At 66.5% G+C, this 22,118-nt stretch carries 23 protein-coding genes; 15 read left to right on the forward strand and 8 right to left on the reverse strand.

Annotated elements, in window-relative coordinates; translation table 11 throughout:
• Positions 1-61: 61 nt before the first annotated feature.
• The 3 genes from ACNQS7_RS19745 (at position 62) to ACNQS7_RS19755 (ending at position 1,876) form a co-directional block, all read left to right on the forward strand.
• The gene (locus ACNQS7_RS19745) at positions 62-724 is read left to right on the forward strand and encodes a hypothetical protein (protein ID WP_418013882.1); all 663 of its coding nucleotides are present in this window, start codon (positions 62-64) and stop codon (positions 722-724) included.
• A gap of 27 nt (positions 725-751) precedes the next feature.
• The gene (locus ACNQS7_RS19750; protein WP_418013883.1) at positions 752-1,108 is read left to right on the forward strand and encodes a hypothetical protein; all 357 of its coding nucleotides are present in this window, start codon (positions 752-754) and stop codon (positions 1,106-1,108) included.
• Positions 1,109-1,219: 111 nt separating this feature from the next.
• A complete protein-coding gene (locus ACNQS7_RS19755; protein ID WP_418013884.1) occupies positions 1,220-1,876 on the forward strand; it encodes an LppU/SCO3897 family protein in 657 nt (218 codons plus the stop codon).
• 4 nt (positions 1,877-1,880) lie between these two features.
• On the opposite strand, the gene ACNQS7_RS19760 is transcribed toward ACNQS7_RS19755, so the two are convergent.
• Positions 1,881-2,621: an SDR family NAD(P)-dependent oxidoreductase gene (locus tag ACNQS7_RS19760; protein ID WP_418013885.1), complete on the reverse strand. Its 741-nt coding sequence runs from the start codon at positions 2,619-2,621 to the stop codon at positions 1,881-1,883.
• Positions 2,622-2,877: 256 nt separating this feature from the next.
• Positions 2,878-3,348, reverse strand: a complete 471-nt coding sequence (locus ACNQS7_RS19765; RefSeq protein WP_418013886.1) for a DIP1984 family protein — start codon at positions 3,346-3,348, stop codon at positions 2,878-2,880.
• Between the two features lie 147 nt (positions 3,349-3,495).
• On the opposite strand from ACNQS7_RS19765, the gene ACNQS7_RS19770 reads away from it, so the two are divergent.
• The 4 genes from ACNQS7_RS19770 to ACNQS7_RS19785 all read left to right on the forward strand — a co-directional run bounded on the left by ACNQS7_RS19770 (position 3,496) and on the right by ACNQS7_RS19785 (position 6,589).
• A complete protein-coding gene (locus tag ACNQS7_RS19770) occupies positions 3,496-4,398 on the forward strand; it encodes a LysR family transcriptional regulator (RefSeq protein WP_418013887.1) in 903 nt (300 codons plus the stop codon).
• 94 nt (positions 4,399-4,492) lie between these two features.
• The gene (locus tag ACNQS7_RS19775; protein WP_418013888.1) at positions 4,493-5,239 is read left to right on the forward strand and encodes a 3-oxoacyl-ACP reductase family protein; all 747 of its coding nucleotides are present in this window, start codon (positions 4,493-4,495) and stop codon (positions 5,237-5,239) included.
• A gap of 104 nt (positions 5,240-5,343) precedes the next feature.
• Complete coding sequence (gene usfY / locus ACNQS7_RS19780) at positions 5,344-5,661, forward strand: protein UsfY (RefSeq protein ID WP_310777780.1); 318 nt, start codon at positions 5,344-5,346, stop codon at positions 5,659-5,661.
• Between the two features lie 46 nt (positions 5,662-5,707).
• Positions 5,708-6,589: an amidohydrolase family protein gene (locus ACNQS7_RS19785; protein ID WP_418013889.1), complete on the forward strand. Its 882-nt coding sequence runs from the start codon at positions 5,708-5,710 to the stop codon at positions 6,587-6,589.
• Positions 6,590-6,594: 5 nt separating this feature from the next.
• Here ACNQS7_RS19785 and ACNQS7_RS19790 read toward each other — a convergent pair whose 3' ends face one another.
• Positions 6,595-7,047, reverse strand: coding sequence for a PaaI family thioesterase (locus ACNQS7_RS19790; RefSeq protein WP_418013890.1), 453 nt, complete (start codon positions 7,045-7,047; stop codon positions 6,595-6,597).
• A gap of 267 nt (positions 7,048-7,314) precedes the next feature.
• Between ACNQS7_RS19790 and ACNQS7_RS19795 the strand changes: the two genes are divergently transcribed.
• The 4 genes from ACNQS7_RS19795 (at position 7,315) to ACNQS7_RS19810 (ending at position 11,788) form a co-directional block, all read left to right on the forward strand.
• Positions 7,315-7,926 (forward strand): TetR/AcrR family transcriptional regulator, encoded by a 612-nt coding sequence (locus ACNQS7_RS19795; RefSeq protein ID WP_418013891.1) that lies wholly within the window; start codon positions 7,315-7,317, stop codon positions 7,924-7,926.
• 75 nt (positions 7,927-8,001) lie between these two features.
• Positions 8,002-9,462 carry an MFS transporter gene (locus tag ACNQS7_RS19800; RefSeq protein WP_418013892.1) on the forward strand — a complete coding sequence of 487 codons (1,461 nt, stop codon included), beginning with the start codon at positions 8,002-8,004 and terminating at the stop codon, positions 9,460-9,462.
• A gap of 91 nt (positions 9,463-9,553) precedes the next feature.
• The gene (locus ACNQS7_RS19805) at positions 9,554-10,333 is read left to right on the forward strand and encodes an SDR family NAD(P)-dependent oxidoreductase (RefSeq protein WP_418013893.1); all 780 of its coding nucleotides are present in this window, start codon (positions 9,554-9,556) and stop codon (positions 10,331-10,333) included.
• Positions 10,334-10,426: 93 nt separating this feature from the next.
• Positions 10,427-11,788 carry a PE family protein gene (locus tag ACNQS7_RS19810; protein ID WP_418013894.1) on the forward strand — a complete coding sequence of 454 codons (1,362 nt, stop codon included), beginning with the start codon at positions 10,427-10,429 and terminating at the stop codon, positions 11,786-11,788.
• Between the two features lie 21 nt (positions 11,789-11,809).
• On the opposite strand, the gene ACNQS7_RS19815 is transcribed toward ACNQS7_RS19810, so the two are convergent.
• Complete coding sequence (locus ACNQS7_RS19815; RefSeq protein WP_231752475.1) at positions 11,810-12,877, reverse strand: glycoside hydrolase family 6 protein; 1,068 nt, start codon at positions 12,875-12,877, stop codon at positions 11,810-11,812.
• Positions 12,874-13,689, reverse strand: a complete 816-nt coding sequence (locus tag ACNQS7_RS19820; protein WP_055578172.1) for an SDR family NAD(P)-dependent oxidoreductase — start codon at positions 13,687-13,689, stop codon at positions 12,874-12,876. Before ACNQS7_RS19820 ends, ACNQS7_RS19815 begins: the two co-directional genes overlap by 4 nt.
• 154 nt (positions 13,690-13,843) lie before the next feature.
• On the opposite strand from ACNQS7_RS19820, the gene ACNQS7_RS19825 reads away from it, so the two are divergent.
• The gene (locus ACNQS7_RS19825) at positions 13,844-14,479 is read left to right on the forward strand and encodes a dihydrofolate reductase family protein (protein WP_418013895.1); all 636 of its coding nucleotides are present in this window, start codon (positions 13,844-13,846) and stop codon (positions 14,477-14,479) included.
• Here the strand turns inward: ACNQS7_RS19825 and ACNQS7_RS19830 are convergent.
• A complete protein-coding gene (locus ACNQS7_RS19830) occupies positions 14,464-15,090 on the reverse strand; it encodes a TetR/AcrR family transcriptional regulator (RefSeq protein ID WP_418013896.1) in 627 nt (208 codons plus the stop codon). The two genes, ACNQS7_RS19825 and ACNQS7_RS19830, sit on opposite strands and share 16 nt — an antisense overlap.
• Positions 15,091-15,172: 82 nt before the next feature.
• Between ACNQS7_RS19830 and ACNQS7_RS19835 the strand changes: the two genes are divergently transcribed.
• Both ACNQS7_RS19835 and ACNQS7_RS19840 read left to right on the forward strand, forming a co-directional pair.
• A complete protein-coding gene (locus ACNQS7_RS19835) occupies positions 15,173-15,841 on the forward strand; it encodes a DUF998 domain-containing protein (protein ID WP_418013897.1) in 669 nt (222 codons plus the stop codon).
• Positions 15,842-15,926: 85 nt separating this feature from the next.
• On the forward strand, positions 15,927-16,955 hold the full coding sequence (locus ACNQS7_RS19840) for a fused (3R)-hydroxyacyl-ACP dehydratase subunits HadA/HadB (protein ID WP_055578168.1): 1,029 nt from the start codon (positions 15,927-15,929) through the stop codon (positions 16,953-16,955).
• 10 nt (positions 16,956-16,965) lie between these two features.
• Here the strand turns inward: ACNQS7_RS19840 and ACNQS7_RS19845 are convergent, their stop codons facing one another.
• Positions 16,966-17,439, reverse strand: a complete 474-nt coding sequence (locus tag ACNQS7_RS19845; RefSeq protein WP_418013898.1) for a DUF4262 domain-containing protein — start codon at positions 17,437-17,439, stop codon at positions 16,966-16,968.
• A gap of 205 nt (positions 17,440-17,644) precedes the next feature.
• Between ACNQS7_RS19845 and ACNQS7_RS19850 the strand changes: the two genes are divergently transcribed.
• Positions 17,645-18,736, forward strand: a complete 1,092-nt coding sequence (locus ACNQS7_RS19850) for an SDR family oxidoreductase (protein WP_418013899.1) — start codon at positions 17,645-17,647, stop codon at positions 18,734-18,736.
• Here the strand turns inward: ACNQS7_RS19850 and ACNQS7_RS19855 are convergent.
• Positions 18,733-21,990 (reverse strand): helix-turn-helix transcriptional regulator, encoded by a 3,258-nt coding sequence (locus ACNQS7_RS19855; protein WP_418016069.1) that lies wholly within the window; start codon positions 21,988-21,990, stop codon positions 18,733-18,735. The two genes, ACNQS7_RS19850 and ACNQS7_RS19855, sit on opposite strands and share 4 nt — an antisense overlap.
• Positions 21,991-22,118 lie beyond the last annotated feature (128 nt).

A 22,118-nucleotide genomic window follows, 5' to 3' on the forward strand; every position in this document is an offset into this window, starting at 1 on the left:
GTTTCTTAGCTCGATGTCATATCTTGGCTGCAAGAAACGGTACCGTATCTTGGAGGTCGTTATGCAGGCTCGACCAGTTTTGTATCCGCTGCGCCCGGTGGGTACCGCCACCGTGCGAGTCACGACCGGCCCCCACCACCGCCGTCGCGTCACCATCGACCACCGGCCCTTGGCCGGCGTCACGCCGACCATGGTGCTCGACTGGTTCACCCACCTGGACGGAACGATGTTGTACGGGGGCGAGATCGTCGATCGCTACCTCGCGTGGCACCCGATCGATCACATTCGCTGGGAACTGGCCCGTCCGGCGGCGGGCGGGGGTGCGGCCGAGGGTGCGCGGTTCCGCATCGTGGAGGCCTTCGGCGCCAGGCCCGAGTTCAGGGTCGACGTCATCGACCGCGTCGAAAAGCTGGACGAGACGGGTATCCGCCTGGTGACGCGGGTGGCCGGCGTGATGACCATCCAATTGGAACACACCTGGTCGGCGGGTTCCGACGGCACGCACTACGTCACGGTGCTCGACCTCGGGGCCCGAAGCCCGCTGTTCGCACCGATCAACCGTGTTCTGTGCAGACGCTTTCCCGACGACATGGTGCGGGCCTGGATCAGGCACAACATCGAAGAGGTCGGGCAGCTGGAATACCTTCTACCGCAACTGAAAACGCGACTCGAACCCGCACCAAGGAAAGGCCAAGAATCAGTCAAGGAGGCCACGCGACCCTGATCGTGTCAATTCGGTCAAGGAGGCACAGTGTCGCGTCGATGGAAGGTACAGATCACGAAAGCCGCCGCGGTGGCCGGCACCGTCACTGCGCTGCTCGCCGCGACTAACGGCGTTGCCCACGCGGAAGCCGCCGCGCCGGTGGGTTTTTGGACTACGGGCACCGGTTCCGAGCAACTGCTGGTGAGCCAGAGCGGGTGCTCACTGGCCAACGCGGCAGGAGTACCGACCACGTCCGGCCCCTGCTCCTGGAACCCCACCTCTCGGGGCGGGATCCTCACCATCATGAGTAGCCAGACCCGTCGACCGGCTCCGGTCTACTTCAATGTCATCTGGGTGAACCAATCGACGATCACCGTCGAAGGCGATGTGTTCTATCGGCATTAGGCGCAACACAACTTTCGTGCGGAATTTCGCCCTGTCTTCCGCTTAGGCTGCATCCGGTGGGCGCCTGCGCACGGCCTTCTTGCGCCCGTCAACTCGGGCAAAGGGGTGCAGATGACTGGCGACGACAACTTTTCACCGGAGAACAATCGGGCGATGCCACCCGGTGGGTACCTACCGCCGGGTCCTCAGTACGCGCCGCCGCCCCCACCTCCCGCACCACCCAGGAAGAGCCCGCTCGGCAAGCGAATCGGCGCGGCGCTGGGCGCGGTGGTACTCGTGATCGCCGCCAAGGTCGGGCTGCATGCGGTGATGCACCATCATTCCGAGCGGACGCCGAGCAGCAGTGGGTTCGACTATGCGGTCGGCACCTGCCTGAACCTGGCCAAAGCCGGAATCATGGTCAAGCCGAGCGATGTTCAGGTGGAACCCTGCTCGTCGCCGACAGCACTGTCGAAAGTCGCCAAGAAGTACAAGGGCGCCAAGAACTGCCCCAACGACAATTACGGGACTCTGGAAGGTGGCGGCAGCGGCTTGTGTCTCGAAGACAATCTGACTGTCGGCAGCTGCTATCACCAGGCCCTGATTTCGCACATGTTCGCCTCCACTGCCTGCAAGCCCGGTGCGTTGTCCAGCGACCCGACCTTCCGGGTCGCTGCTCGGCACGACGGGGTCGATGATCCCGGCTCCTGCGAGAGCGATCAGCAGGCGGTCAACTTCCCGGAGCCGCCCCTGACCTACTGCATGGACGTTCTCGAGCGCAGCGGATAGCGAATCAGCCGGCGCCCTTGCCGTTGTCGACCCGGTACACCGCACCATGGACGGCCGCGGCATCCTCGCTGGCGAGGAACGCGATGACGTTCGCGACGTCGAGTGGCCGCATCATGCCGCGCGGTGCGGCCGAACGCAGGATCAAGTCGTAATTCGGGTTGTCCGGGGCGGTGAATTGCTCGATCTGCGGGGTCAACATGCCGCCCGGGCAAACCGCGTTGACACGCAACCGATCTGCGGTGTATTCGACCGCGAGCGCGCGCGTCAGTCCGATCAGTCCGTGTTTGGCCGAGCAGTAACCGGCCGAGTAAGCCTGGCCTTCGACGCCGGCGATGGAGGCGACGTTGACGATGTTGCCGCCACGGTCCAGCAGGTGCGGTATCGCGGCCCGGCACAGGTAGAAGGGGCCGTTGAGATTGACCGCCAGGTCCTGCGCCCACTCGTCGTCGGTCACCGCCTCCGTTCGGCGCATCTGATGTCGCCCAGCGATATTGATCAACACGTCGATGCCGCCGAATAGTGCGACGCACTGTGCTACGGCACTGCGGCAGGCTGCCGGGTCGGTCACGTCCACGGGGACCCCGCTCCCCACGGCGATGTCGTCGAACACGCCGGCGAGCTTTTCGGGGTCCCTGGCGATACCGAAAACCGTTGCACCCCTGCGGGAAAGAAGACGGGCGGTCTCCGCGCCCAGGCCCGACGAAGCGCCTGTCACGAAGGCGACTTTGCCCTCAAACGTTGTCATCGAATACCTTTCGACTGACGGTCACCATGCATTCTGCCGTAGTGCTGCGAGGTGGTGCCCCGTGCCCGCCCTCATCGCCGCGAACCTGCACGTGGTGGTGTGCTGTGTACTGTGCTCCGTCACCTGTGCGCAGTGCTGGGCTGCGTTGTGAGGAGGGGGTTGAACCCTCAGCACTGCCCATCGTGCGCCAAGACCGGCTATTGCCGGTGAGTGTTGTGCACGCTTCCGCGTCGACTACCTACGCCACCTCGATCCGTCAGTCCAGTAGGTCCGCCTCCCAGTTGGCCTGTTGAATGCGAACGTCCAGTTCGCGCAACTCTCGGGCAAGTCCGTCGGCTTCCGTGCGCAACTGTGCAACGGGCAAGGCGGACAACATCTTCAGCTCTGAGCGCAGCTGGCGGGCGTAACCGGGTTGATTCTTGCCCGCTGCCGCATCCGCTGCTGCGGTCACCACGGAGTGGCGCAGTCGCAGTGTGTCTCTGCGAGCCAGCGCGTCAGTCAGTGTGCCGCCGGAACCGATCGTGGTGGCGGCATTGGTGTGGTTTATCCGCCGCACCAACGCCTCGAACTCATCGAGCACCTGTCCCGCTTCAGCGAGCAGTGCAGCGGCATCCTCGGCCGGCTCCTCACCCTCCTGGAAGCGGGCGCTGCCCACGATTCGGGCGCGCAACTGCTCGACGCGGCGCGCCGAGTCTGCGCGCAGCGAGAGTGCTTCCGCCAACTTCATGGTGTCTCCCCGCTCTGCTGCGTTGGCCCACAATCGATTCAGGTACGAGTCTATGAACCATTCACCCCAATAAACCGCACCAATGATCATCGTCTGGACAGATGCGATATGAATTTCTTCATCTGAATCCTAGATAGGATTGATGGCATGGAGTTGCGTCAGATCGAGTACTTCGTCGCGGTGGCCGGCGAGATGAGCTTCACCCGCGCCGCGGAGCGCGTCCACGTCGTGCAGTCGGCCCTGTCGACGTCGATCGCCAAGCTGGAGCGCGAATTGCAGGTCCAGCTTTTCGACCGTACCCGTCAGCAGATCCAGCTCACCGCCGCCGGGGAACGTTTCCGCGTATATGCCAACGACGTGCTGCGCGTCGCGCGCACGGCGGCCGACTCCGTCAGCGAGTTCCGCGGGTCGCTCTCCGGCACAGTCGAGTTCGGCTCCCTGATCTCCTTCGGTCCGATGGACGTGGCTCGCGCGCTGGGCGACTTCCACAGCGCCAACCCGTTCGTACGACTTCGACTGCGGCTCAGCCAGTCTGGCGCCTCGGCCTATCTGTCGGCGTTGCTGGACGGCTCCCTCGACTTGGCGCTGGTATCGGTACCCAACCGATTTCCGCCTCAACTCGAGATGCGCTTGCTGTTCGAGGAGCCAATGGTTTTCGTCTGCCGGGACGACCATGCGATGGCCGGGCGCAGACGGTTGCAGCTGGGCGACCTCGCGAGTGAAGAGCTGGTCAGTTACCCACCCGAGTTCGGGTTGCGGCGATTGATCGATGACGCGTTCCACGCCGCCGGTGTATCGCCGCAGACGTTCTACGAGGTGCCGGCCGGTTTCGCCGATATCGCGGACCTGGTCGTCAACGGCCTGGGCACCACCTTCATGCCCGAGTCGGAGGCCCGGCGCTTTCCCGCGTTGCGATCGATCAAGCTGACCGACGCGGTGATCTGGCAGGTCTTTCTCGCCTCGCCACCCGCCGATCAGCTGACACCCGCCGCAGCACGACTGGCCGGCATCCTGCTGGATGCGGCCCCCCACCAGTCCGGCGCGCGGTGACGGCCTCTGCCATCCGGCGGGAATGAATTCGCCGGCGGCGGACTTGCCTACCAGATAGCGAGGCGATTGGTAACGAGCAGGGAGGTCCATCGACATGAGCGCGGCGACGCTGGCTGGGAAGCGGGCAATTGTCACCGGAGGTTCGCGCGGCATCGGCGCCGAGATCGTGCGGCGACTGACCGCGGACGGTGCCGCGGTGGCGTTCACCTACGCGTCGTCGGCGAGCGATGCTGAGCAGCTCGTCGCCGAAGTGGCGGGGAAAGGCGGCAAAGCGGTTGCGATACAGGCCGACGCCGCCGACCGGGGCCAGATCGCGGCCGCCGTTGAGCAGGCCGTGGCCGAACTGGGCGGCCTGGATGTGCTCGTCAACAACGCCGGCACCGCGTATATGGCACCGATCGACGAGTTCCCTGCGGAGGAGTTCGACCGCGTAATCGGCGTCAACATCGGAGGCGTCTACTGGGCCGTTCGGAGCGCTCTCGCCCACCTCGGAACGGGTGCGCGGATCATCAATATCGGCAGCATCAACGCCGACCGGGTGCCGGGGCCAGGTCTGTCCGTGTACGCACTGACCAAGGGCGCAGTGTCGTCTTTCACTCGTGGACTGGCTCGTGAACTCGGACCCCGCGGGATCACCGTCAACAACGTGCAGCCCGGCCCGATCGACACCGACATGAACCCCGCCGAAGGCGACTTCGCCGAAAGCCTCAAAGTGGTGTCCGCGCTGGGGCGCTACGGTCACACCAGCGACGTCGCCGCCATGGTGAGTTTCCTGGCGGGTCCCGAGGCCGGGTACATCACCGGTGCCAACCTCAACGTCGACGGCGGTTTCACGGTCTGACGAGGCACCCGGTCTGCGGTCACCCGGCAGATCACTCGTGCGGGGGTTGGTGGCCCGCCGCGCGCTGAGTACCTCTTCGAAGTAGCTCAACCGAGGAGGTCATCATGTGCAGCACCAAAGATCCCACCGACCATTTCCGCACCACCTGCCCGCACACCGGCGAGTACTTCATCGACCGGTATTGCTGGCCGGGCGTCTCGTCGATTGCACTCGGCGTCATGTCACTGTCCGCCGGTACGGCGGCCGCAGCCTACAAGCACTACGAATGGCTGCTGGCGTGCGGCCTGGTCGCTGTGCTGGCGATCGCCGGAGGGCTGGCCTGGCTCGTGGTGGAGCACCGTCGGGTCATGCGCATCGAACGCGATTGGCATGCGGCGCATGCACACACCCCTCGGGTGAGAGAGTTGCGACCAGCCGCTTAACCCCTCCCGTCCGGGGTCAGGCGCGTGCCTGTCATCCTGACGGTCGATGGATGAGACTCAGGAAGTACGCCAGGTGTGGCAGGCGCTCGGCCTGCCCGGCCTCGTCGATGTGCACACCCACTTCATGCCGAAGCCCGTGATGGACAAGGTCTGGCGATACTTTGACGAAGCCGGGCCGCTGGTGGGACGCACGTGGCCGATCGCCTACCGCACCGATGAGCAAGATCGATTGGAGAAGTTGCGCGGCTTCGGGGTGCGCGCCTTCCCGTCCCTGATTTACGCCCACAAGCCCCAGATGGCGGCCTGGCTCAATGAGTGGGCCGCGACGTTCGCCGACGAGACCCCGGACTGCCTGCGCACAGCCACCCTCTACCCGGAGCCCGGCGTCGAGACCTATGTCCGGCGAGCGGTCGACGAGGGTGCCCGGGTGTTCAAAGTGCATATCCAGGTGGGCCGCTACGACCCCACTGACCCGCTCCTCGACACCTCGTGGGGTGTGCTCGAAGACGCCGCCATCCCGGTGGTCATCCACTGCGGATCCGGTCCCGCCCCTGGCGAATACACCGGCCCCGGCCCGGTCACGGCGCTGCTCAGACGCCATCCCCGACTGCGTTTGATCGTGGCCCACATGGGCATGCCCGAGTACACCGAGTTCCTCGACCTGGCCGACCGGTACCCGGACGTGCGCCTCGACACCACGATGGCCTTCACTCCGTTCGTAGAGGAGACCATGCCGTTTCCGGCGTCCGAATATGGGCGGCCCCGCGCTTACGCCGACCGCATCCTGTTCGGCAGCGACTTTCCCAACATCCCCTACGGCTTCCGCGACGCCCTGCGCGTCCTGACCGGGCTACCCGGCGTCGACGAAGCGTGGCTGCGGAAAGTACTGCACGACAACGCCGCTCACCTTTTCCAGGTCGACACGTAATCGCGTCAGCTGCGGTGTGCGCGCAGTTGATACAGCCCGTGGGTTCTGGCGACCACGGTGCCGTTCTCGTCGGTCACGACCGCGTCCAACGTGTAGTCCGATTTGCCCTGAGCGGCGGCCTCGGTTTCGACGCGAGCGATGGTCTCGTCGTCCATCTCCGCCTCGGCACGCAGCGGTGTGGTGGCCATCGCCAGGAACGAGATGTCGACGTTCTTCACCAGCGGGAAGTACTTACTCGCGTCGAAGGTGGACAGAGCGATGATGCCGCCCAGAACTTCTGCGACGGTGAACTGCACGCCGGCGTAGATGACACCGAAGTGGTTGCCATTGCCCTCGACCGGAACACTGGCGGCGGCAAAGCCGCGTCGCGCCTCGACCACGCGCACGCCCATGTGTTCAGCGATCGGGATGGTCGACGACAGAGCGGAATTCATCATCTCGACGATGGGGTCAGTCACGTCGTCGATGGTTGCATACTCGCGCGTCCGGGTTAAACGTCAGGCCCTTCAAACACAACCACGGCAGCCTGCGGCTCATTGCCCTCGGTCTCGTTACGACGCCGCACACCGTGCTGGCCGGGTGGTCTACCTAATTTGTGCCCAGCGCACCGGCATCATCCGCTGGCAACCGCGACAGCCGCCGACGAATCTGAGCCTTGTGCAGAACCGGCGCGCCGCCTCAAATGGTCACCGCCCACGGGCCGCCCCGATGTAAAACTTGTCAACATGGCGTCCGGCTCCTACCACCACGGCAACCTGCGACAGGCGCTGCTCGATCACGCTGTGACGCTGGCCCGCGCCGGCGGGCCGGACGCGGTGGTATTGCGCGACGTGCAGCGCGCCGCGGGGGTGAGCAACGCCGCGGCCTACCGCCACTACGCCGACCGGCACGCGCTCCTGGGTGCTGTTCAGGTGTACGCGATGACACTGCTTGGCGAGTCGATGGTGGAGTCGATCGCCGCGGTTCCCAACCGCGGCCCGCGCAAGCATCGTGCCCTGGCTCGGTTACGGGCCACCGGTCAGGCTTACGTCGACTTCGCCCTCACTGAACCTGGGTTATTTCGAACAGCTTTCGCACCCGGCGGGCCGCAGCAGACCGATCCGGTTGTGGCGCTGGACCGTCATCCGTTCCAGATTCTCAGCCGCTGTATCGATGACCTCGTCGCCACCGAAGTGCTCACCGCGAGTCGGCGCGACGGCCTCGACGAGGCGGCGTGGGCCGCCGTGCATGGCCTGTCGTCGCTGTTTCTCGACGGGCCGCTGGCCGCGGCGGACGCCGACCGTAAGCAGTTGATCACCGACCGCCTCCTCGACGTCGTCGAGGAAGGTATCCGCTAGCCGTCGATGTTGACAGCGATAACTTCCGCTGGCATCCTCTTCGATGTTACTGCTGTCAACATAAGGCGGACCCCGATGACCATCGATGCCCCTGACCGTTCCCGTCTCGAGTCGCCACCGGCCCGGGTCCGTCCCGCTGCGGTCCTGGCTGTCGTCCTGATCGCCTCACTGGCGATCAACGTGGAGACCACTATCGTCAATGTGGCGCTGCCAACCCTGAATTCGGCGCTCGGCGCCTCGACGCGCGGCCTGCAGTGGATTGTTGACGCTTACAACCTCGCCTTCGCCGCCTTGGTGCTGGCCGGTGGCACCATCGGGGACAAGTTCGGTCGGCGCGGGACATTGATCGCCGGCCTCATCCTCTTCGCGCTCGGTAGCGCCGGCGCGGCACTGTGCACCACGACCGGCTCCCTGATCGCGCTGCGGGTGGTGATGGGCGTCGCCGCGGCGCTGATCTATCCGACCACGCTGGCCATCATCACCGACACGTTCCGGGAGGCTCGGCAGCGGGCAATCGCGATCGGCCTGTGGGGCGCGGTCACCGGACTGGGCGTCGCGATCGGCCCGATACTCGGCGGCGCGCTGCTCGAAGTGTTCTGGTGGGGCAGCCTTTTTCTGGCGTTGGCGCCCATCGCCCTCGCGGCGGCACTTGCGGCGCCGGTCGTCATCCCGGCCTCGACGCCGGACCCGGGGTCACGCCTCGACCGGGGCGGGCTGGTGCTCTCCGCCGTCATGCTCGGCGCCCTGGTATACACGATTATCGAAGCGCCAGAACAGGGTTGGAGCTCTGCGCGTACGCTGGGCGGCTTCGCCCTGGCCTTGGCGGCCGGCGTTGGCTTCGCGCTGTGGGAACGGCGGCAAAGCGACCCACTCATCGACGTCACGTTGTTCGCCAACCTACGGTTCAGCGCGGCAAGTGGCGCCGTGACGGTGGCGTTCTTCGCATTGTTCGGATTCATCTTCCTGATCACCCAGTTCATGCAGCAGCTACAGGGATTCGGGCCGCTGGGCACCGGCGTGCGGATCTTGCCGGTGGCATTGTCGATCGCAGTGGGATCGGTACTGGGCACCAGGCTGGCCGTCAGCAGGGTGGGCACCAAAGCTGTTGTCTTCGTTGGGCTGTTGATGATGGCGGCGTCCTTCGCCTGGATCAGCACCTGCGATCTGAGTGTCACCTACCTGGAGATGGCCGGGCAGATGGTGCTGTTGGGCGGCGGCCTGGGACTGACCACCGCGCCCGCCACCGACTCCATCATGGGCGTGGTTCGGCCGGAACAGGCCGGTGCCGGATCGGCCGTCAACGATGCCACCCGCCAGGTGGGCGGCACCCTCGGAGTAGCGGTCATCGGCAGCGTCTTCTCCACGCTCTACATCCGCCACCTCACCGAAAGCCAGGCGCTGCAGGCTCTTCCGCAGTCAGCTCGATCGGTCGCCCAGGAAGGCCTCGCCCAGGGGCTGGCCGTGGCCGGACAGTCTCCCCCTCCTTTGCGGACACCGTGCGGTCCACCGTCAGCGACGCATTCCTGTCCGGTATGAGCGCGGGCTGCCTGACCGCCGCGGCGGTCTGCCTGGCCGGAGCGTTCTTCGTGCTCGCCGTACTGCCGGCACACCCGGTCGGAACCCGGGCATGAACAAGCGCGAGCAGTACGGACCGTGGGCGGTGGTCACCGGCGCCAGCGACGGGATAGGCCGCGCCGCCGCCAAATATGTTGCAGCACAAGGCCTTGACGTGGTGCTCGCAGCACGTGGCGAGACCAGGCTGCAGGAACTCGCCCTGGAACTGGAGCAGTCGCATGGGGTGAAGGCCCACGTGGTCGTGGCGGACCTCAGTCGAACCTCAGGCGTGGCAACGCTGCTGAGCGCGACCGACGGCCTGGAGGTGGGTCTGGCGGTCTTGGCGGCAGGGTTCGGGACCACCGGGCCGTTCACCGATACCGCCCCCGCCGACGAGCTGGAGATGATCGCGCTCAACGTCAGCGCCGTCGCACAGCTGGCCCAGGCCTTCGCCGCCCGGATGACCGCGCGGCGGCGCGGCGGAATCGTATTATTCGGCTCCATCCTAGGCTGGCAGGGAGTGCCCGGCCACGCGAACTACGCCGCGACCAAAGCGTATGTTCAGAGCCTTGCCGAGGGCCTGCACCGCGAACTCGGACCGCGCGGCGTCGACGTGCTGTCGGTTGCCCCCGGACCGGTGCACACCGGCTTCGCAGCGCGGGCTGGCCTGACGATGAAGTCGGCTGCCGCACCCGAAACGGTGGCCGAGGCGATGTGGTCGGCGCTCGGGCGCCGGGTGACAGTGGTGCCCGGAGGGCAGGCAAAGTTCCTGACGGCGTCTCTGACGATGCTCCCCCGCCGGGTCCGGTCTGTCATTTTGGGCCGGGTGATGGCATCGATGCGCCCCCGGTGAAGAATTTGCGCGGAATTTAGCGGTTGCGCGGCCATACGATTTTCTGACATGCGGTGACCCTCGGGCGGTGACCGCTCCGGTTCGGAGGTCGAAATGTCCTTTGTCACTGCGGTTCCGGAGTTCCTGACGGCGGCGGCCGCCAACCTGGGCGACATCGCCTCCTCGATCGGCGCCGCCAACGGGGCGGCTGCCGGCCCGACCTCCGCGTTGTTGGCCGCCGGCAGCGACGAGATCTCGGCGGCTGTCGCCGCGATGTTCAACGAACATGCTCAGGCCTACCAAGCGGTCAGCGCCGGGGCCGCGGAATTCCACCAGCAGTTTGTACAGCTGCTCACCGCGGGTGCGGGCTCCTACGCCAGTGCCGAGGCGGCCAACGCCAACCCGCTGCAGAATCTGATCAACCAGGTGAATGGGGTCACGGAAACTTTGCTGGGCCGCCCGCTGATCGGCGACGGCCGCAACGGTGTCGACGGAACCGGTTCGCGTGGCCAAAACGGCGGATTGCTGTGGGGCAACGGCGGGGACGGCGGGTCGGGGGCGGCCGGCCAGAACGGCGGCCGCGGCGGCGACGGCGGCTTCTTGTTCGGCAACGGTGGCCGGGGCGGAGCCGGGGGCGCCGTCCCGAACGGGTTTGCGGGTTTCGGCGGTAACGGCGGCAACGCGGTGGGCCTGTTCGGCACCGGCGGTGCGGGCGGCGTCGGCGGAGCCGGCGGTACCGGAGTCGCCGGTGACGGTGGAAACGGCGGTAGCGGCGGTTTCCTGTTCGGCAACGGCGGTGTCGGCGGGGCTGGCGGACGAGGCTTCGTCGCCGGCTGGGGCGGCTTTGGCGGCGACGGCCTCGGCCTGCTCTACGGCGCGGGCGGAACAGGCGGCGCCGGTGGCGCCACCCCCTTCAACGGCGGCGTCCCGGGCATCGGCGGTACCGGCGGCAGCGGCAACGTCCTGTTCAACGTGATCAGCACCGGTGCGGCCGGCGGCGCCGGCGGGGACGCTGCCGGCGTCACCACCGGCGGGCAGGGCGGTCAGGGCGGTAGCGGAGCCGGGCAGTGGCTCGGCTTCGGGGGCGCGGGCGGGGTAGGCGGCGCTTCCCTGGGCAGCGGGACGGGCGGGCCCGGCGGATACGGAGGCGACGGCGGTGCGTTCTTCGGCGTTGGGGGTGCCGGCGGCGGGGGCGGCGCTGCGGGTGCCGGCGGCATTGGTGGCGTCGGGGGGCTGGGTGGCCTGGGCGGCATCATCTTCGGACTCGGCGGTGCCGGCGGCAACGGCTTTGGTGCGGCCAACCTGGCGGTCGGCGGCAACGGCGGCCAGGGCGGTTACGGCGGATTGCTCTTCGGCATCGGCGGTCACGGCGGCAACGGCGGCATCGGCGCCACCCCGGGGATCGGCGCGCCCGGGGGCTTTGGCGCTTACTTCCTGGTCGGGCCTAATGGGGCGCCGGGGGTGACGCCGGCGTGAGTATGTTGAGCGCGAGCCCGCCTACTGGCCGGCGTTCTGCGCCAGATCGATGGCGTACTGGCTGACGAAGTGTCCCGCCGAGGCGCCTCCGTTGCACGACCCGTCGGACTCACCGGGACGCTTGATCCACAGGTAGGCGTCGGCGTGCCCGCCCGCGGTCGCCGTGGTGGGCGGGGTGCCCAGGGCGCGCCCGGAGGGATTGCACCAACTCAGCGCGGAGTCCGGTGCCGGTCCGGCGCCGTTGCGCGACGTGTCGATCACGTAGTGCGCGCCGCCTGTCATCCCGGAGATCGCCTCGCCGTAACCGGTCTCCTCGTCAGTGCTGAAGAAGTTCGAGACGTTAAGGCTGAACCCCCGGGCGTGGCCGACACCGACCTGGTTGAGCCGGTTGGCGATCTCCTCGGCGCTCAACCAGCGCGAGTGTCCACCGTCGACGTAGACCGCGGCCGCCGGGTCGCGGGTCAGCGTGTCCACCGCGTAGCGGATCAGGTCGAAGCGCTCCTGGCGCTGGTCAGCCGACAGGCAGTCGGCCATGTCCAGGGCGTCGGGTTCGACGATGATCGCCGCGGGCGAACCGCCGAGACCGGACGAGATGCTGTCGATCCACGCGCGGTAGTCCGCGCCCGACGCGAACCCGCCGGATGCATAGCTACCGCAGTCGCGATGCGGGATTCCGTAGAGCGCGAAGATCGGCATGCTGCCCGCGGCCTGCGCCGCGCCGGCGTAAGACGCGACCCGCCCGCCGACCGAACCGGCCGGGAACGCCTGATCGAGCCAGTAGGCCTGCGGTGTGTTGGCGATCGCCGTCAGCTGCGCACTGCCCGGATTGGCGTTGTGCGCCCCCATGGCCGCCGACGCCGGGTCGACGTAGAAAGACTGTCCGGCCAACGGGTTTGACGAATCGACCAGACGCATCGCCGGGGCGGGCGTGGTCTGCGTCGAGCCCGCCAGGCCCATCGCAGCGACGGCCGCAACCGTCAGGAAAGGAGCGATCCACCGGGAAACTGCACCTGCAGCTGTTGACGTCACGCCAGTAAAATAATGCCGAATTGTGATAATCGCCAATCGTCGGCAACAGCTGTCACTCAGTGCCCAGTGAACTCATCCATCGAGTTGTAGACGCCGACGCGCCGGAGGTAGAAGTCGCGCAGCCGGATCGGCAACACCGCGCTGAGCACCTTGTTCATCTTCGACGTCCACGGTATGACGACGAACGGGCTGCCCTGCAGCATCGCCTTCCAAGTCTCGGCGACGACGTCTTCCTGCTCGAGCATCGGGGTGAACAGGATGCCCTTGGCACCGTCGAACATGCCGGTGTTGATGTAGGTAGGGCACACGGTGGTGACCTTGACCCGGTCGTGACCGGCCTGTTCGAGCTCGAGTCGCACGGAGTCGGAGAACCCGATCGCCGCCCACTTGGACGCGGCGTAGGCGGCCATCCGGGGAATGGCATTCAGCCCGGCCGACGATGCGATGTTGACCAGGCGGCAGTCGGTGCCGGCCTCGATCATCGCCGGCAGAAACTCCCGGGCCACCAGCATGGGGCCGATGGAATTGACTTCCACGGTGAGCATGAAGTCGCGCGGTTCGTTCTCCCAGAAGTAACCGTTGCCGCGAACGATGCCGGCGTTGTTGAACAGCACGTGGATCGTGCCTACAGCCCTGCGGACCTGCGCTGCGGCCTCGGCGACCCGCTCCTGCGCCGTGACATCGACGGTGTCGTAGTGAATGGTGACCCCGGCCGCCTCCAGCTCGGTCGCGGTCTCCTTCAACACGGTCTCATTCGCGTCCCAGAGGGTCACCGAAGCAGCGCCCTCCTTGACTGCCCGCGTGGCGAACAGCTTGCCCAGGCCCATGGCGGCGCCGGTGACGAGAACGTTCTTCCCCTTGACGGATTCCATGACTGAGCTCCTCTGGGCATCTTCGGTGAAGCGATCGGGTAGCTCTTACCGTTCTATCTCATCGGCCGCGAGGGCTGCACCGCAGCGATGAGTTTGACGCCGCCGACCGGTCTGACGTTCTGAGGGCAATAACCGCGCCGAGTACGGAGAAGTCATGGGCCACATCGATATTGAGTTGTTCGCCACCCTTGACCTGGTGGGCCAGGCACCCGGTGGACCCGACGAGGACCCGGTCGGGTTCCCCTTCGGCGGGTGGCAGGCGCCCCTGGTGAATGACGTCAGCGGGGCGCAGGTCGCCGCCGCGTACGAGGGCACGGACGCGCTGCTGCTCGGCCGGCGCACGTACGACATCTTCGCCGGCTACTGGCCGCACCAACACGACGGAGCGATCGCGGCACTCTTCAACGGCGTCCCGAAGTACGTGGCCTCGCGCGGGCGGCCCGATCTGTCGTGGGACGGATCCACCCACCTCGGTCCGGACCTGGCCACGGCGGTGCGCGAACTCCGGGATCGACACGAGCGCGTCAAAGTGGTGGGGAGCTTGAACCTGGTGCAGACCCTGCTGCGCGAAAGGCTCTTCGACCGCCTCGACCTCTGGGTACACCCCATCACCCTCGGCGTCGGGAAGAAGGTGTTCGACGGCGGCACGGTCCCGACCAACCTGACACTGCTCGAACCACCGGCAGCCGGCCCCACCGGCACGGTGTACCTGCGTTACGGGCTGGCAGCCGGCACGCCCACGACGGGAGACATGAGCGCTTCCGACCCCGGTCGTCAGGCCGGCCGATAGCCCGCGAGGAACACTCGCACGCCGGCCTGCACGTGGTGGTCGACGTCGATGGCGGACTCCACTGCCGGGCCGCCGCAGAACAGCGCCCGGTCGATGCATCGACCGACCACGAGGAACGCGAAATGCTCTGCGGCAGTGGCTGTTTCGGGAACATCCAACAGACCGCGCTGATGCAGCCGGGCAAAGCAGTCGGCGAAAGCCGAGAGCATCCTGTCCGGAGCCCGCTCGTAGTACAACGCGGCAAGCTCGGGTAGTCGGTTGGCCTCCCCGACCACCAACCGGCGCAACTGCACCACGTGTTCCTGCAGCACGGCGTGTAGGTAGTCGGCGGCGAATGCGGTCAGATCCCTTTCCAGGTCGGTGGTTTCGGCGAGGATCGACGCGCGCTCCACGAAGGCTGCGACCGTCGTGTCCAGGGCGTCGTTCACGATGGCCATCAGCAACTCGTGCTTGTCACCGAAATGCTTGTAAACCGTCTGCTTGGAGACGGCGGCGGACGCGGCGATCGCGTCGACGCTCGTTCCCTGATAGCCGTTGCCCAGGAAGAGGTCGCGGCCCGCGGACAGGATGGTCATGCGCTTTCGCGCCGAACGGCCGACTGGGTCGGGCATCGCCTCCCTCTCTACCGGTACTGGACAGTCTAGTTCTTTGGTACTGTACGGTCTAGTTCTACTATCTCACGGAGGGCCCGCCATGACCGCCACCGATTGCCCGCCCCTTCCCGAACGGATCACCAAATCGCTGCTCGGATACGGCGTCATCGCGGGTCCCGTCTACGTGCTGTCGGTCGGGATTCAGGCGGCGGCCCGCGAGGGATTCGACCCGACCCGGCATGCCGCCAGTCAGCTCGCCAACGGCGACCTCGGATGGATACAGATCGCGACGTTTCTGGTCACGGGTGCGATGACGGTTGCGGCTGCCGTCGGAGTCGGCCGGGCACTCGGGCGTGGCCGCCGCTGCGCGTGGGCGGCCGGCCTGCTCGGCGGTTACGGGCTCGCGTTGATGGTCGCCGGTTGCTTCCGCGCCGACCCATCGGACGGGTTCCCGCCGGGTACGCCGCCCGGCGTCGGTCAGCCGAGTTGGCACGGGATGGCGCACTTCGCCGTCGCGGGCATCGGCTTCATCTGCCTGGTCGCCGCGTGTTTCGTGCTTGGCGGTTGGTTCGCCCGGGTGCCTGACGGCTCCGGGTGGGCGTGGTTCTCGCGCATCACCGGACTCGTCTTCGCGGGCAGCTTCCTCGCGCTGGCCTCCGGATCCGGCGGCACCGCGGCGATTCTGGCCTTCACCGCAGCGGTCGTCATGGCCTGGGCCTGGTTGTCGGCGGTGTCGGCCAAGCTGTACCGCAGCGTCGGCCACCCGTAGCGGCGCCGTTTGCTCACAACCGGCGCGATAGTGTGCTGGGGTCGGCCTCGACCAACAAGCCGATAGAACAGTTGGGCGAACATTCATGACCGCAGCGGCAGAGGCATCGACGCTCGAATCTCGGGTCGGCCATTACTACCAGATGGATTACACCTACGAGGTGGGCCGCGAGAAGGTGCGCGAGTATGCCCGCGCGGTGCAGGACTATCACCCCGCTCACTGGGACGTCGACGCGGCGGCGGAACTGGGTTACTCGGGGCTGGTGGCCCCGCTGACGTTCACGTCGGTTCCGGGCATGACGTGCAATCGCCGCATGTTCGAGTCGGTGGTGGTCGGCTACGACACCTACCTGCAGACCGAAGAGGTCTTCGAGCAGCACCGCCCGATCGTGGCCGGCGACGAGCTGAGCATCGACGTCGAACTGACGGCGGTGCGCAGGATCGCCGGACGGGACATGATCACCGTGACCAACACCTACACCGACACGGCCGGCGAACGGGTGCACACCCTGCACACGACGGTCGTCGGCATCACCGCCGAGGACTTCGATCCGGCGGTCAAGGCCGCGGTGCAGAAGGCGATGATGCACGACGTCAACATCCTCGACACCGATCAATCCGACGCCGACTACGTGAAGACCGTGCGTCCCGAGGGTGACGTCCGGATCGCCGACGACCTGGCACGCAAGCCCGGTACCCCGTCGTTCGACGACCTCAAGGTCGGTGACGAGCTACCGGTGCGCCACACCAGACTTTCCCGCGGCGACCTGGTCAACTACGCCGGCGTGGCCGGCGACGCGAACCCGATTCACTGGGACGAGACGCTCGCCAAGGCGGCCGGGCTGCCCGACGTGATCGCGCACGGCATGCTCACCATGGGCCTGGGAGCCGGATTCGCCTCCGCATGGACGGGCGACCCCGGTGCGGTCACCCGCTTCGCGGTGCGCCTGTCTCAGCCCGCCATCGTCTCGGCCATCGACGGAGCGGACATCGAATTCAGCGGCCGGATAAAGTCTTTGGACCCAGACACCCGCACCGGCGTCATCATCGTCGGCGCGAAATCCGCCGGCCGGAAGATCTTCGGCTTGGCGACGTTGAACGTGCGGTTCAGCTAGGGGCGCGGCCTCACCCCCTCAGCGGGGTGCGGACGCCCAGGACCGGTTGCCGGCGTCTGCCGTGGCTCCACCCGCGGTCCCATGGCCAATGGCGGCGGTCGTCGGTCCAGACCAGTTGAAACGCGCGAATAGGCGCATCGCGTAACCGAACCGCGAATGTCAGGTGCACGTCCGGGTGATCGACCTCGACGACTTCGAGCAGTAACTCGCCCTGGAGGTCGATGTGCTCCGCCGGCTGTACCACCATGCCGTCGTCGGCAATGTAGTGCGCGACCGAGTTCAGCACGTGTGCCGACTTGCGCGGCTGCAGACCGGTGATCAGCAGTTCGGGCAGACCGCGCAGGGACAGGCCGACCGTGTAGGCAAATGGTCGTGATTCGTCTTCGACGAACTGCACCGCCCATCCGTGTTCCGCGATGATCGTGCGTAGCACGTCCAGGTAGTCATCGATGGTGGCGTGGGGGTTGTCGCACTGCCAGCACATATCCGCACCTTTCTCCGGTAGTTGCCACCAGCATTCACGCACCCACTGACATGTCCGGAAACCTCTCGCGGCCAATGCAACTCGATGATTTCGGTGGTCCGCCTACCGCTCGCCCGGCGATGGCCGCTAGGTCCTCGACGCCCATCGCGCTAGGGTCCGATCAGCAGCATCTTCACTGCGTCCCGCGAGAGAGGAACAACCGTCCATGAGCCGATCCTCGACCACGATCGACCCTGCCGCGCCGGTGCTTGTCACGGGGGCCAGCGGTTACATCGGCAGTTGGATCGTGCGTGCGGTGCTCGAAGCCGGGCACACCGTCCACGGCACGGTGCGCAACCCGGACAAGAAATCCGGCCTCGAGCATCTGCACAAGCTGTCAGACGACCATCCCGGCCGGTTGAAGCTCTTCAAAGCCGACCTGCTCGAAACAGGCAGCTTCGACGAGGCGATGAAGGGGTGCGAGCTCGTCATGCACACCGCATCGCCGTTCCTCATCTCCGGTTTCACGGATGCCGAAGAGGCGCTGGTCCGCCCGGCACTCGAGGGCACGCGGAACGTGCTGGACTCCGTCAACCGCACCGAGAGCGTCAAGCGAGTGGTGCTGACCAGCAGTGTGGTGGCGATCTACGGTGACGCCCGAGAGTCCCAGGATGTCCCCCACGGCGTTTTCACCGAAGAGCACTGGAACACCACCAGCAGCGCCGACCATCAGCCCTACCCCTATTCCAAGACGGTGGCAGAGCGGGAGGCCTGGCGTTACCAGCAGGAGCAGGAGCGCTGGGACATGGTGACGATTCATCCCGGTTTGGTGCTGGGTCCAGCGTTGACCAGTGCCAGCGACTCGGCCAGCTTGAGCACGATGAAGCAGTTCTTCGACGGCACCATGCTCGCCGGGGCGCCGGACATGGCCACCGGCGTGGTCGACGTCCGCGATGTTGCGGATGCCCACCTGCGCGCCGGTTTCACCCCCGAGGCGCACGGACGCTACATCGCCAACGCCGACACGCTGACCTTTCTGGAGATCGGCAAGATCTTGCGCCGGCGGTTCGGCCCGTTCTACGCGTTCCCGAGGACGACGGCGCCCAAGGTGGTCTTCAAGGTCATCGCTCCGGTTGTCGGACTAACCAGAAAATTCGTCGACCGCAACGTCGGTTACCCCCTGGCCTTCGACAACACCCGCAGCAAAAAGGAACTGGGTCTGACGTACCGGCCGGTCGAAAAGACCATCACTGATCACTTCCAGCAGATGCTCGACGATGGCCTGGTGCAGCGGATTCCCGGACTCTCCAAGCTCTAGTCGGCCTGCGTTACCGCTTCCTGGATGAGTTGGAAGCGCGAGGTGATACCGAGTTTGGTGTAGACGTGCGAGAGGTGGGCCTGCACCGTACGCGGTGACACGAAGAGGCGGGCAGCGATGTCTTTGTTGCCCAGGCCCTCGGTAACCAGGCGGACGACGTCCAGCTCGGCCGGGGTCAGGGACTCCCAGCCGCTCGACGCGCGTTTGCGTTCGCCGCGGCCGCGCTGGGCGTAGGCGATCGCCTCTTTGGTGGTGAGCGCCGCGCCTTGAGCCCATGCGGCGTCGAAGTCGGCTTCCCCCAGCGCATCTCGCAATTCAACGGCCGTGGACTCGTAACCAGACTGGTGAATCTTGAATCGCACCAGGGCCATACGCTGGCGGCAGCCGTGCGCCGCGCCCAACAGCCTTGCGGCCCGTGGACTATCCGACACCTGGCTCAGCTGGGCGAAGAATTCGAGAATGTCAGGCAGATGTAGGTAGACCCCGTTCTCCGTTGAACGGCGCAGAGCTTCATGAGCGTCGCGCTCGGCCTGTTCGGGAAACCCCTGTGCCGCGGCTACTCTGGCCCGCGACAGATATGCAATCACGGAATACCAGCCCTTTGCGACGGCTACCGCGTCGTCCGCCCAGGCGCGCGCCAGATCGAGTTCGCCTCGCAGTCTGGCTGCCTCGACCGCGTTGAAGGCACGTTGCGCCACGGCATTCTCCGGTTGAGCAAGGTTGAGATAGCGCCAGGCCTCATCGCTGGCGGCGTGTGCCGTTGCGACATCGCCGCCGGCCAGTGCTGCGGCGGCCAAAGTCACGCTGCCCATTCCCAGGAAGTATTCGCCGACATCCGGGGCGACCTGAAGCGCCGCTTCGGCAGTGCGACGCGCCGCGCTCACGTCGCCGGCGTACGCCTGAGCGACGCCCAGGCCCATGAGCGCCAGCGGCTTGTGAAATTCGTCGTGCGCCGCTTCACAGTCCGCCACCGTGGCGCTCAGTTGCGGTAGGGCGGCTGGCAGATCGCCCTCCATCAGGTGTGCCATCGCGAGACTCAGGCGGCACTGACGTGCATCGAACTGGTTTCCCATCGCTTCAGCGAGAAGATGCCCCTCCTCGGCGGCGGCCCTGGCTTCGATTGGGTCGCCAACTACGACAGCGGTATTCGATCGCCGAGCAAGGATATGACTCAGCCTCCAGTTGTCACCGCTGGCACGGGCAAGGACGGTCGCCTCTTCGAAGTAGGCCCGGGCTGCCTCACCATCGAAATCGGCACCGCCCGCGCCGATGCCGCAGGCGGTCAGGACCCGCGCCAGCAGGGCTGAATCGTCGAGCTCGCGCGCGATCTCCAGCGCCCGCTGCGCCGGACTCACGCTGTAGCCGACGAACGTGATCAGCGTGGCTTTGTCGGCGAGGGCGCGGGCCAGGGTCGCGGGCTCGACCGCCGGGGTATCAGTATCGTCGGCGAGCGCGGCATCGAACCAGGCGCACCCTTCCAATATGCGTCCCCGGCTGTGCCACAGCGGTTGCAGCGCCGACGCGAGATTCAGCGCATGCCCGTGGTCCGAGTTCTCCAGGCACCAGCCGAAAGCGCTTCGCAGATTGTCGATTTCGGTCTCGGCCTGCTGCATTCGCCGCTCGTAGTCGGTGCGTCCCGGAGCGTCGAGTAACCCAGCTATGGTGGTGTAGTGATCGCGGTGACGATCGCGGATGTGGTCGGCCTCGCCGGAGTCGCTCAGTTTTTCCAGTGCGTATTGGCGCACCGTTTCCAATAGCCGGTACCGGGTCCGGCCTCCCAAGGTCTCGGCGACGACGAGGGACTTCTCGACAAGCAGCGTCAGCTGATCCATGACCTGGTGGCGCTCGATGTCCTCACCGCTGGCGACCGCCTGAGCGGCATCGAGGTCGAATCCCCCGAGAAACACTGCCAGCCGGCGGAATAGGACGCGTTCGGTCTCGGTCAGCAGCGCGTGCGACCAATCCACCGACGCGCGCAGCGTCTGTTGACGGCGCACAGCGATTCGCGAACCACCGGTCAGCAATCGGAAACGGTCATGGAGCCCGTCGACGATCTCCGTCAGCGACAGCGTCCGCACCCGTGCCGCCGCCAGTTCGATCGCCAGTGGCATGCCGTCGAGGCGGGCACAGATTTCGGCTACCACGACGGCGTGGTCGTCGGTCATGGCGAACCCGGTGCGCGCTAACCGCGCGCGGTCGGCGAACAATGCGATCGCGTCGTCGGCCAGGGCCAGGGACGGCACCTGCCAGGTCGCTTCCCCGGTCACCCCGAGCGCTTCACGACTGGTGGCCAGCACCGTCAATCCTGTTGCAGATGACAGCAATTCGACGACCAAGCGAGCGCTCGCGTCGAGCAGGTGCTCGCAGTTGTCGAGCACCATCAGCAGCTGGCGGTCGCGGATGAACCGCAGCATCGTGTCCATTGCAGAACGGCCAGGCTGGTCCGGTAGACCAAGCGCGCGTGCGGCCGTCACCGTCACCACATCGGGATGGGTGATCGGCGCGAGGTCGACGTAGAAGACGCCGTCGCGAAAGTCGTTGGCCATCTCTGATGCGACATGCACGGCCAGCCGCGTCTTGCCTACTCCGCCCGCCCCCGTCAAGGTGACCAGCCGGTCGGCTGTCAATGCTTCTCGCAGGTCGGCGATTTCCGTCTGGCGGCCAACGAAGTTCGTGAGCTGTGCCGGTAGGTTGTAGGTTCGGATGGCCGCCGGTGTGCGCAGCGGCGGGAAGTCGTTGCGCAGGTCCGGATGCGACAGTTGCACCACGCGCTCGGGTCGGGGCAGATCGCGCAACGGATGGCTGCCGAGATCTGTCAACCACGCGTCCCGGGGCAGCTGGTCGACGACCAAGTCGCTTGTCGTGGCCGACAACACGGTCTGTCCTCCGTGGGCGAGGTCGCGCAGCCTCGCCGTGCGGTTGATGGCCGGCCCGACGTAGTTGTTCTCATCGCGTAGTCGAACCTCGCCCGTATGCACACCGATCCGCAGCGTGATCGGCGCCAAGGGCGCGCGCTGCAGGTCGAGAGCACAGGCCACCGCATCCGACGCCATGGCGAAAGCGATGACGAAGCTGTCGCCCTCGCCCTGCTCAACCGGCCGGACCCCGTCGTGCGCGGCGACCGCCTCCGCCAGCGCCTGATCCAAACGCGCGATGGCCGCTGCCATCGCGTCGGTCTGGTTTTCCCACAGTTGCGTCGAGCTCTCGACATCGGCCAGCAGCAGCGTCACCGTTCCGGTTGGCAGCTCGCTCATGGCCACGTCGCTCCAGTCGATTTCGCTCATGGTAGCCAGGGTGCTGCGATGGTTGGCGCAAAACATCAGCCAATTGGCTAATACGGTCGGCGTCCCGGCGTGGACTTGTACGCGTCCGCGTGCGGTAT

The organism is Mycobacterium sp. 23, from assembly GCF_048287075.1.
In the GTDB taxonomy this organism is placed as follows: Bacteria; Actinomycetota; Actinomycetes; order Mycobacteriales; family Mycobacteriaceae; genus Mycobacterium; species Mycobacterium gordonae_B.

Bases quoted from the DNA above. Each gene is read 5' to 3' on its own strand.
- ACNQS7_RS19745 (WP_418013882.1), top strand. From the start codon at position 62: ATGCAGGCTCGACCAGTTTTGTATCCGCTGCGCCCGGTGGGTACCGCC.
- ACNQS7_RS19840 (WP_055578168.1), top strand. From the start codon at position 15,927: ATGACCGCAGCGGCAGAGGCATCGACGCTCGAATCTCGGGTCGGCCAT.
- ACNQS7_RS19830 (WP_418013896.1), bottom strand. From the start codon at position 15,090: ATGCCCGACCCAGTCGGCCGTTCGGCGCGAAAGCGCATGACCATCCTG.
- ACNQS7_RS19835 (WP_418013897.1), top strand. From the start codon at position 15,173: ATGACCGCCACCGATTGCCCGCCCCTTCCCGAACGGATCACCAAATCG.
- ACNQS7_RS19800 (WP_418013892.1), top strand. From the start codon at position 8,002: ATGACCATCGATGCCCCTGACCGTTCCCGTCTCGAGTCGCCACCGGCC.
- usfY (WP_310777780.1), top strand. From the start codon at position 5,344: ATGTGCAGCACCAAAGATCCCACCGACCATTTCCGCACCACCTGCCCG.
- ACNQS7_RS19795 (WP_418013891.1), top strand. From the start codon at position 7,315: ATGGCGTCCGGCTCCTACCACCACGGCAACCTGCGACAGGCGCTGCTC.
- ACNQS7_RS19845 (WP_418013898.1), bottom strand. From the start codon at position 17,439: ATGTGCTGGCAGTGCGACAACCCCCACGCCACCATCGATGACTACCTG.
- ACNQS7_RS19855 (WP_418016069.1), bottom strand. From the start codon at position 21,990: ATGAGCGAGCTGCCAACCGGAACGGTGACGCTGCTGCTGGCCGATGTC.
- ACNQS7_RS19825 (WP_418013895.1), top strand. From the start codon at position 13,844: ATGGGCCACATCGATATTGAGTTGTTCGCCACCCTTGACCTGGTGGGC.
- ACNQS7_RS19785 (WP_418013889.1), top strand. From the start codon at position 5,708: ATGGATGAGACTCAGGAAGTACGCCAGGTGTGGCAGGCGCTCGGCCTG.
- ACNQS7_RS19755 (WP_418013884.1), top strand. From the start codon at position 1,220: ATGACTGGCGACGACAACTTTTCACCGGAGAACAATCGGGCGATGCCA.
- ACNQS7_RS19760 (WP_418013885.1), bottom strand. From the start codon at position 2,621: ATGACAACGTTTGAGGGCAAAGTCGCCTTCGTGACAGGCGCTTCGTCG.
- ACNQS7_RS19820 (WP_055578172.1), bottom strand. From the start codon at position 13,689: ATGGAATCCGTCAAGGGGAAGAACGTTCTCGTCACCGGCGCCGCCATG.
- ACNQS7_RS19805 (WP_418013893.1), top strand. From the start codon at position 9,554: ATGAACAAGCGCGAGCAGTACGGACCGTGGGCGGTGGTCACCGGCGCC.
- ACNQS7_RS19775 (WP_418013888.1), top strand. From the start codon at position 4,493: ATGAGCGCGGCGACGCTGGCTGGGAAGCGGGCAATTGTCACCGGAGGT.
- ACNQS7_RS19765 (WP_418013886.1), bottom strand. From the start codon at position 3,348: ATGAAGTTGGCGGAAGCACTCTCGCTGCGCGCAGACTCGGCGCGCCGC.
- ACNQS7_RS19770 (WP_418013887.1), top strand. From the start codon at position 3,496: ATGGAGTTGCGTCAGATCGAGTACTTCGTCGCGGTGGCCGGCGAGATG.
- ACNQS7_RS19850 (WP_418013899.1), top strand. From the start codon at position 17,645: ATGAGCCGATCCTCGACCACGATCGACCCTGCCGCGCCGGTGCTTGTC.
- ACNQS7_RS19810 (WP_418013894.1), top strand. From the start codon at position 10,427: ATGTCCTTTGTCACTGCGGTTCCGGAGTTCCTGACGGCGGCGGCCGCC.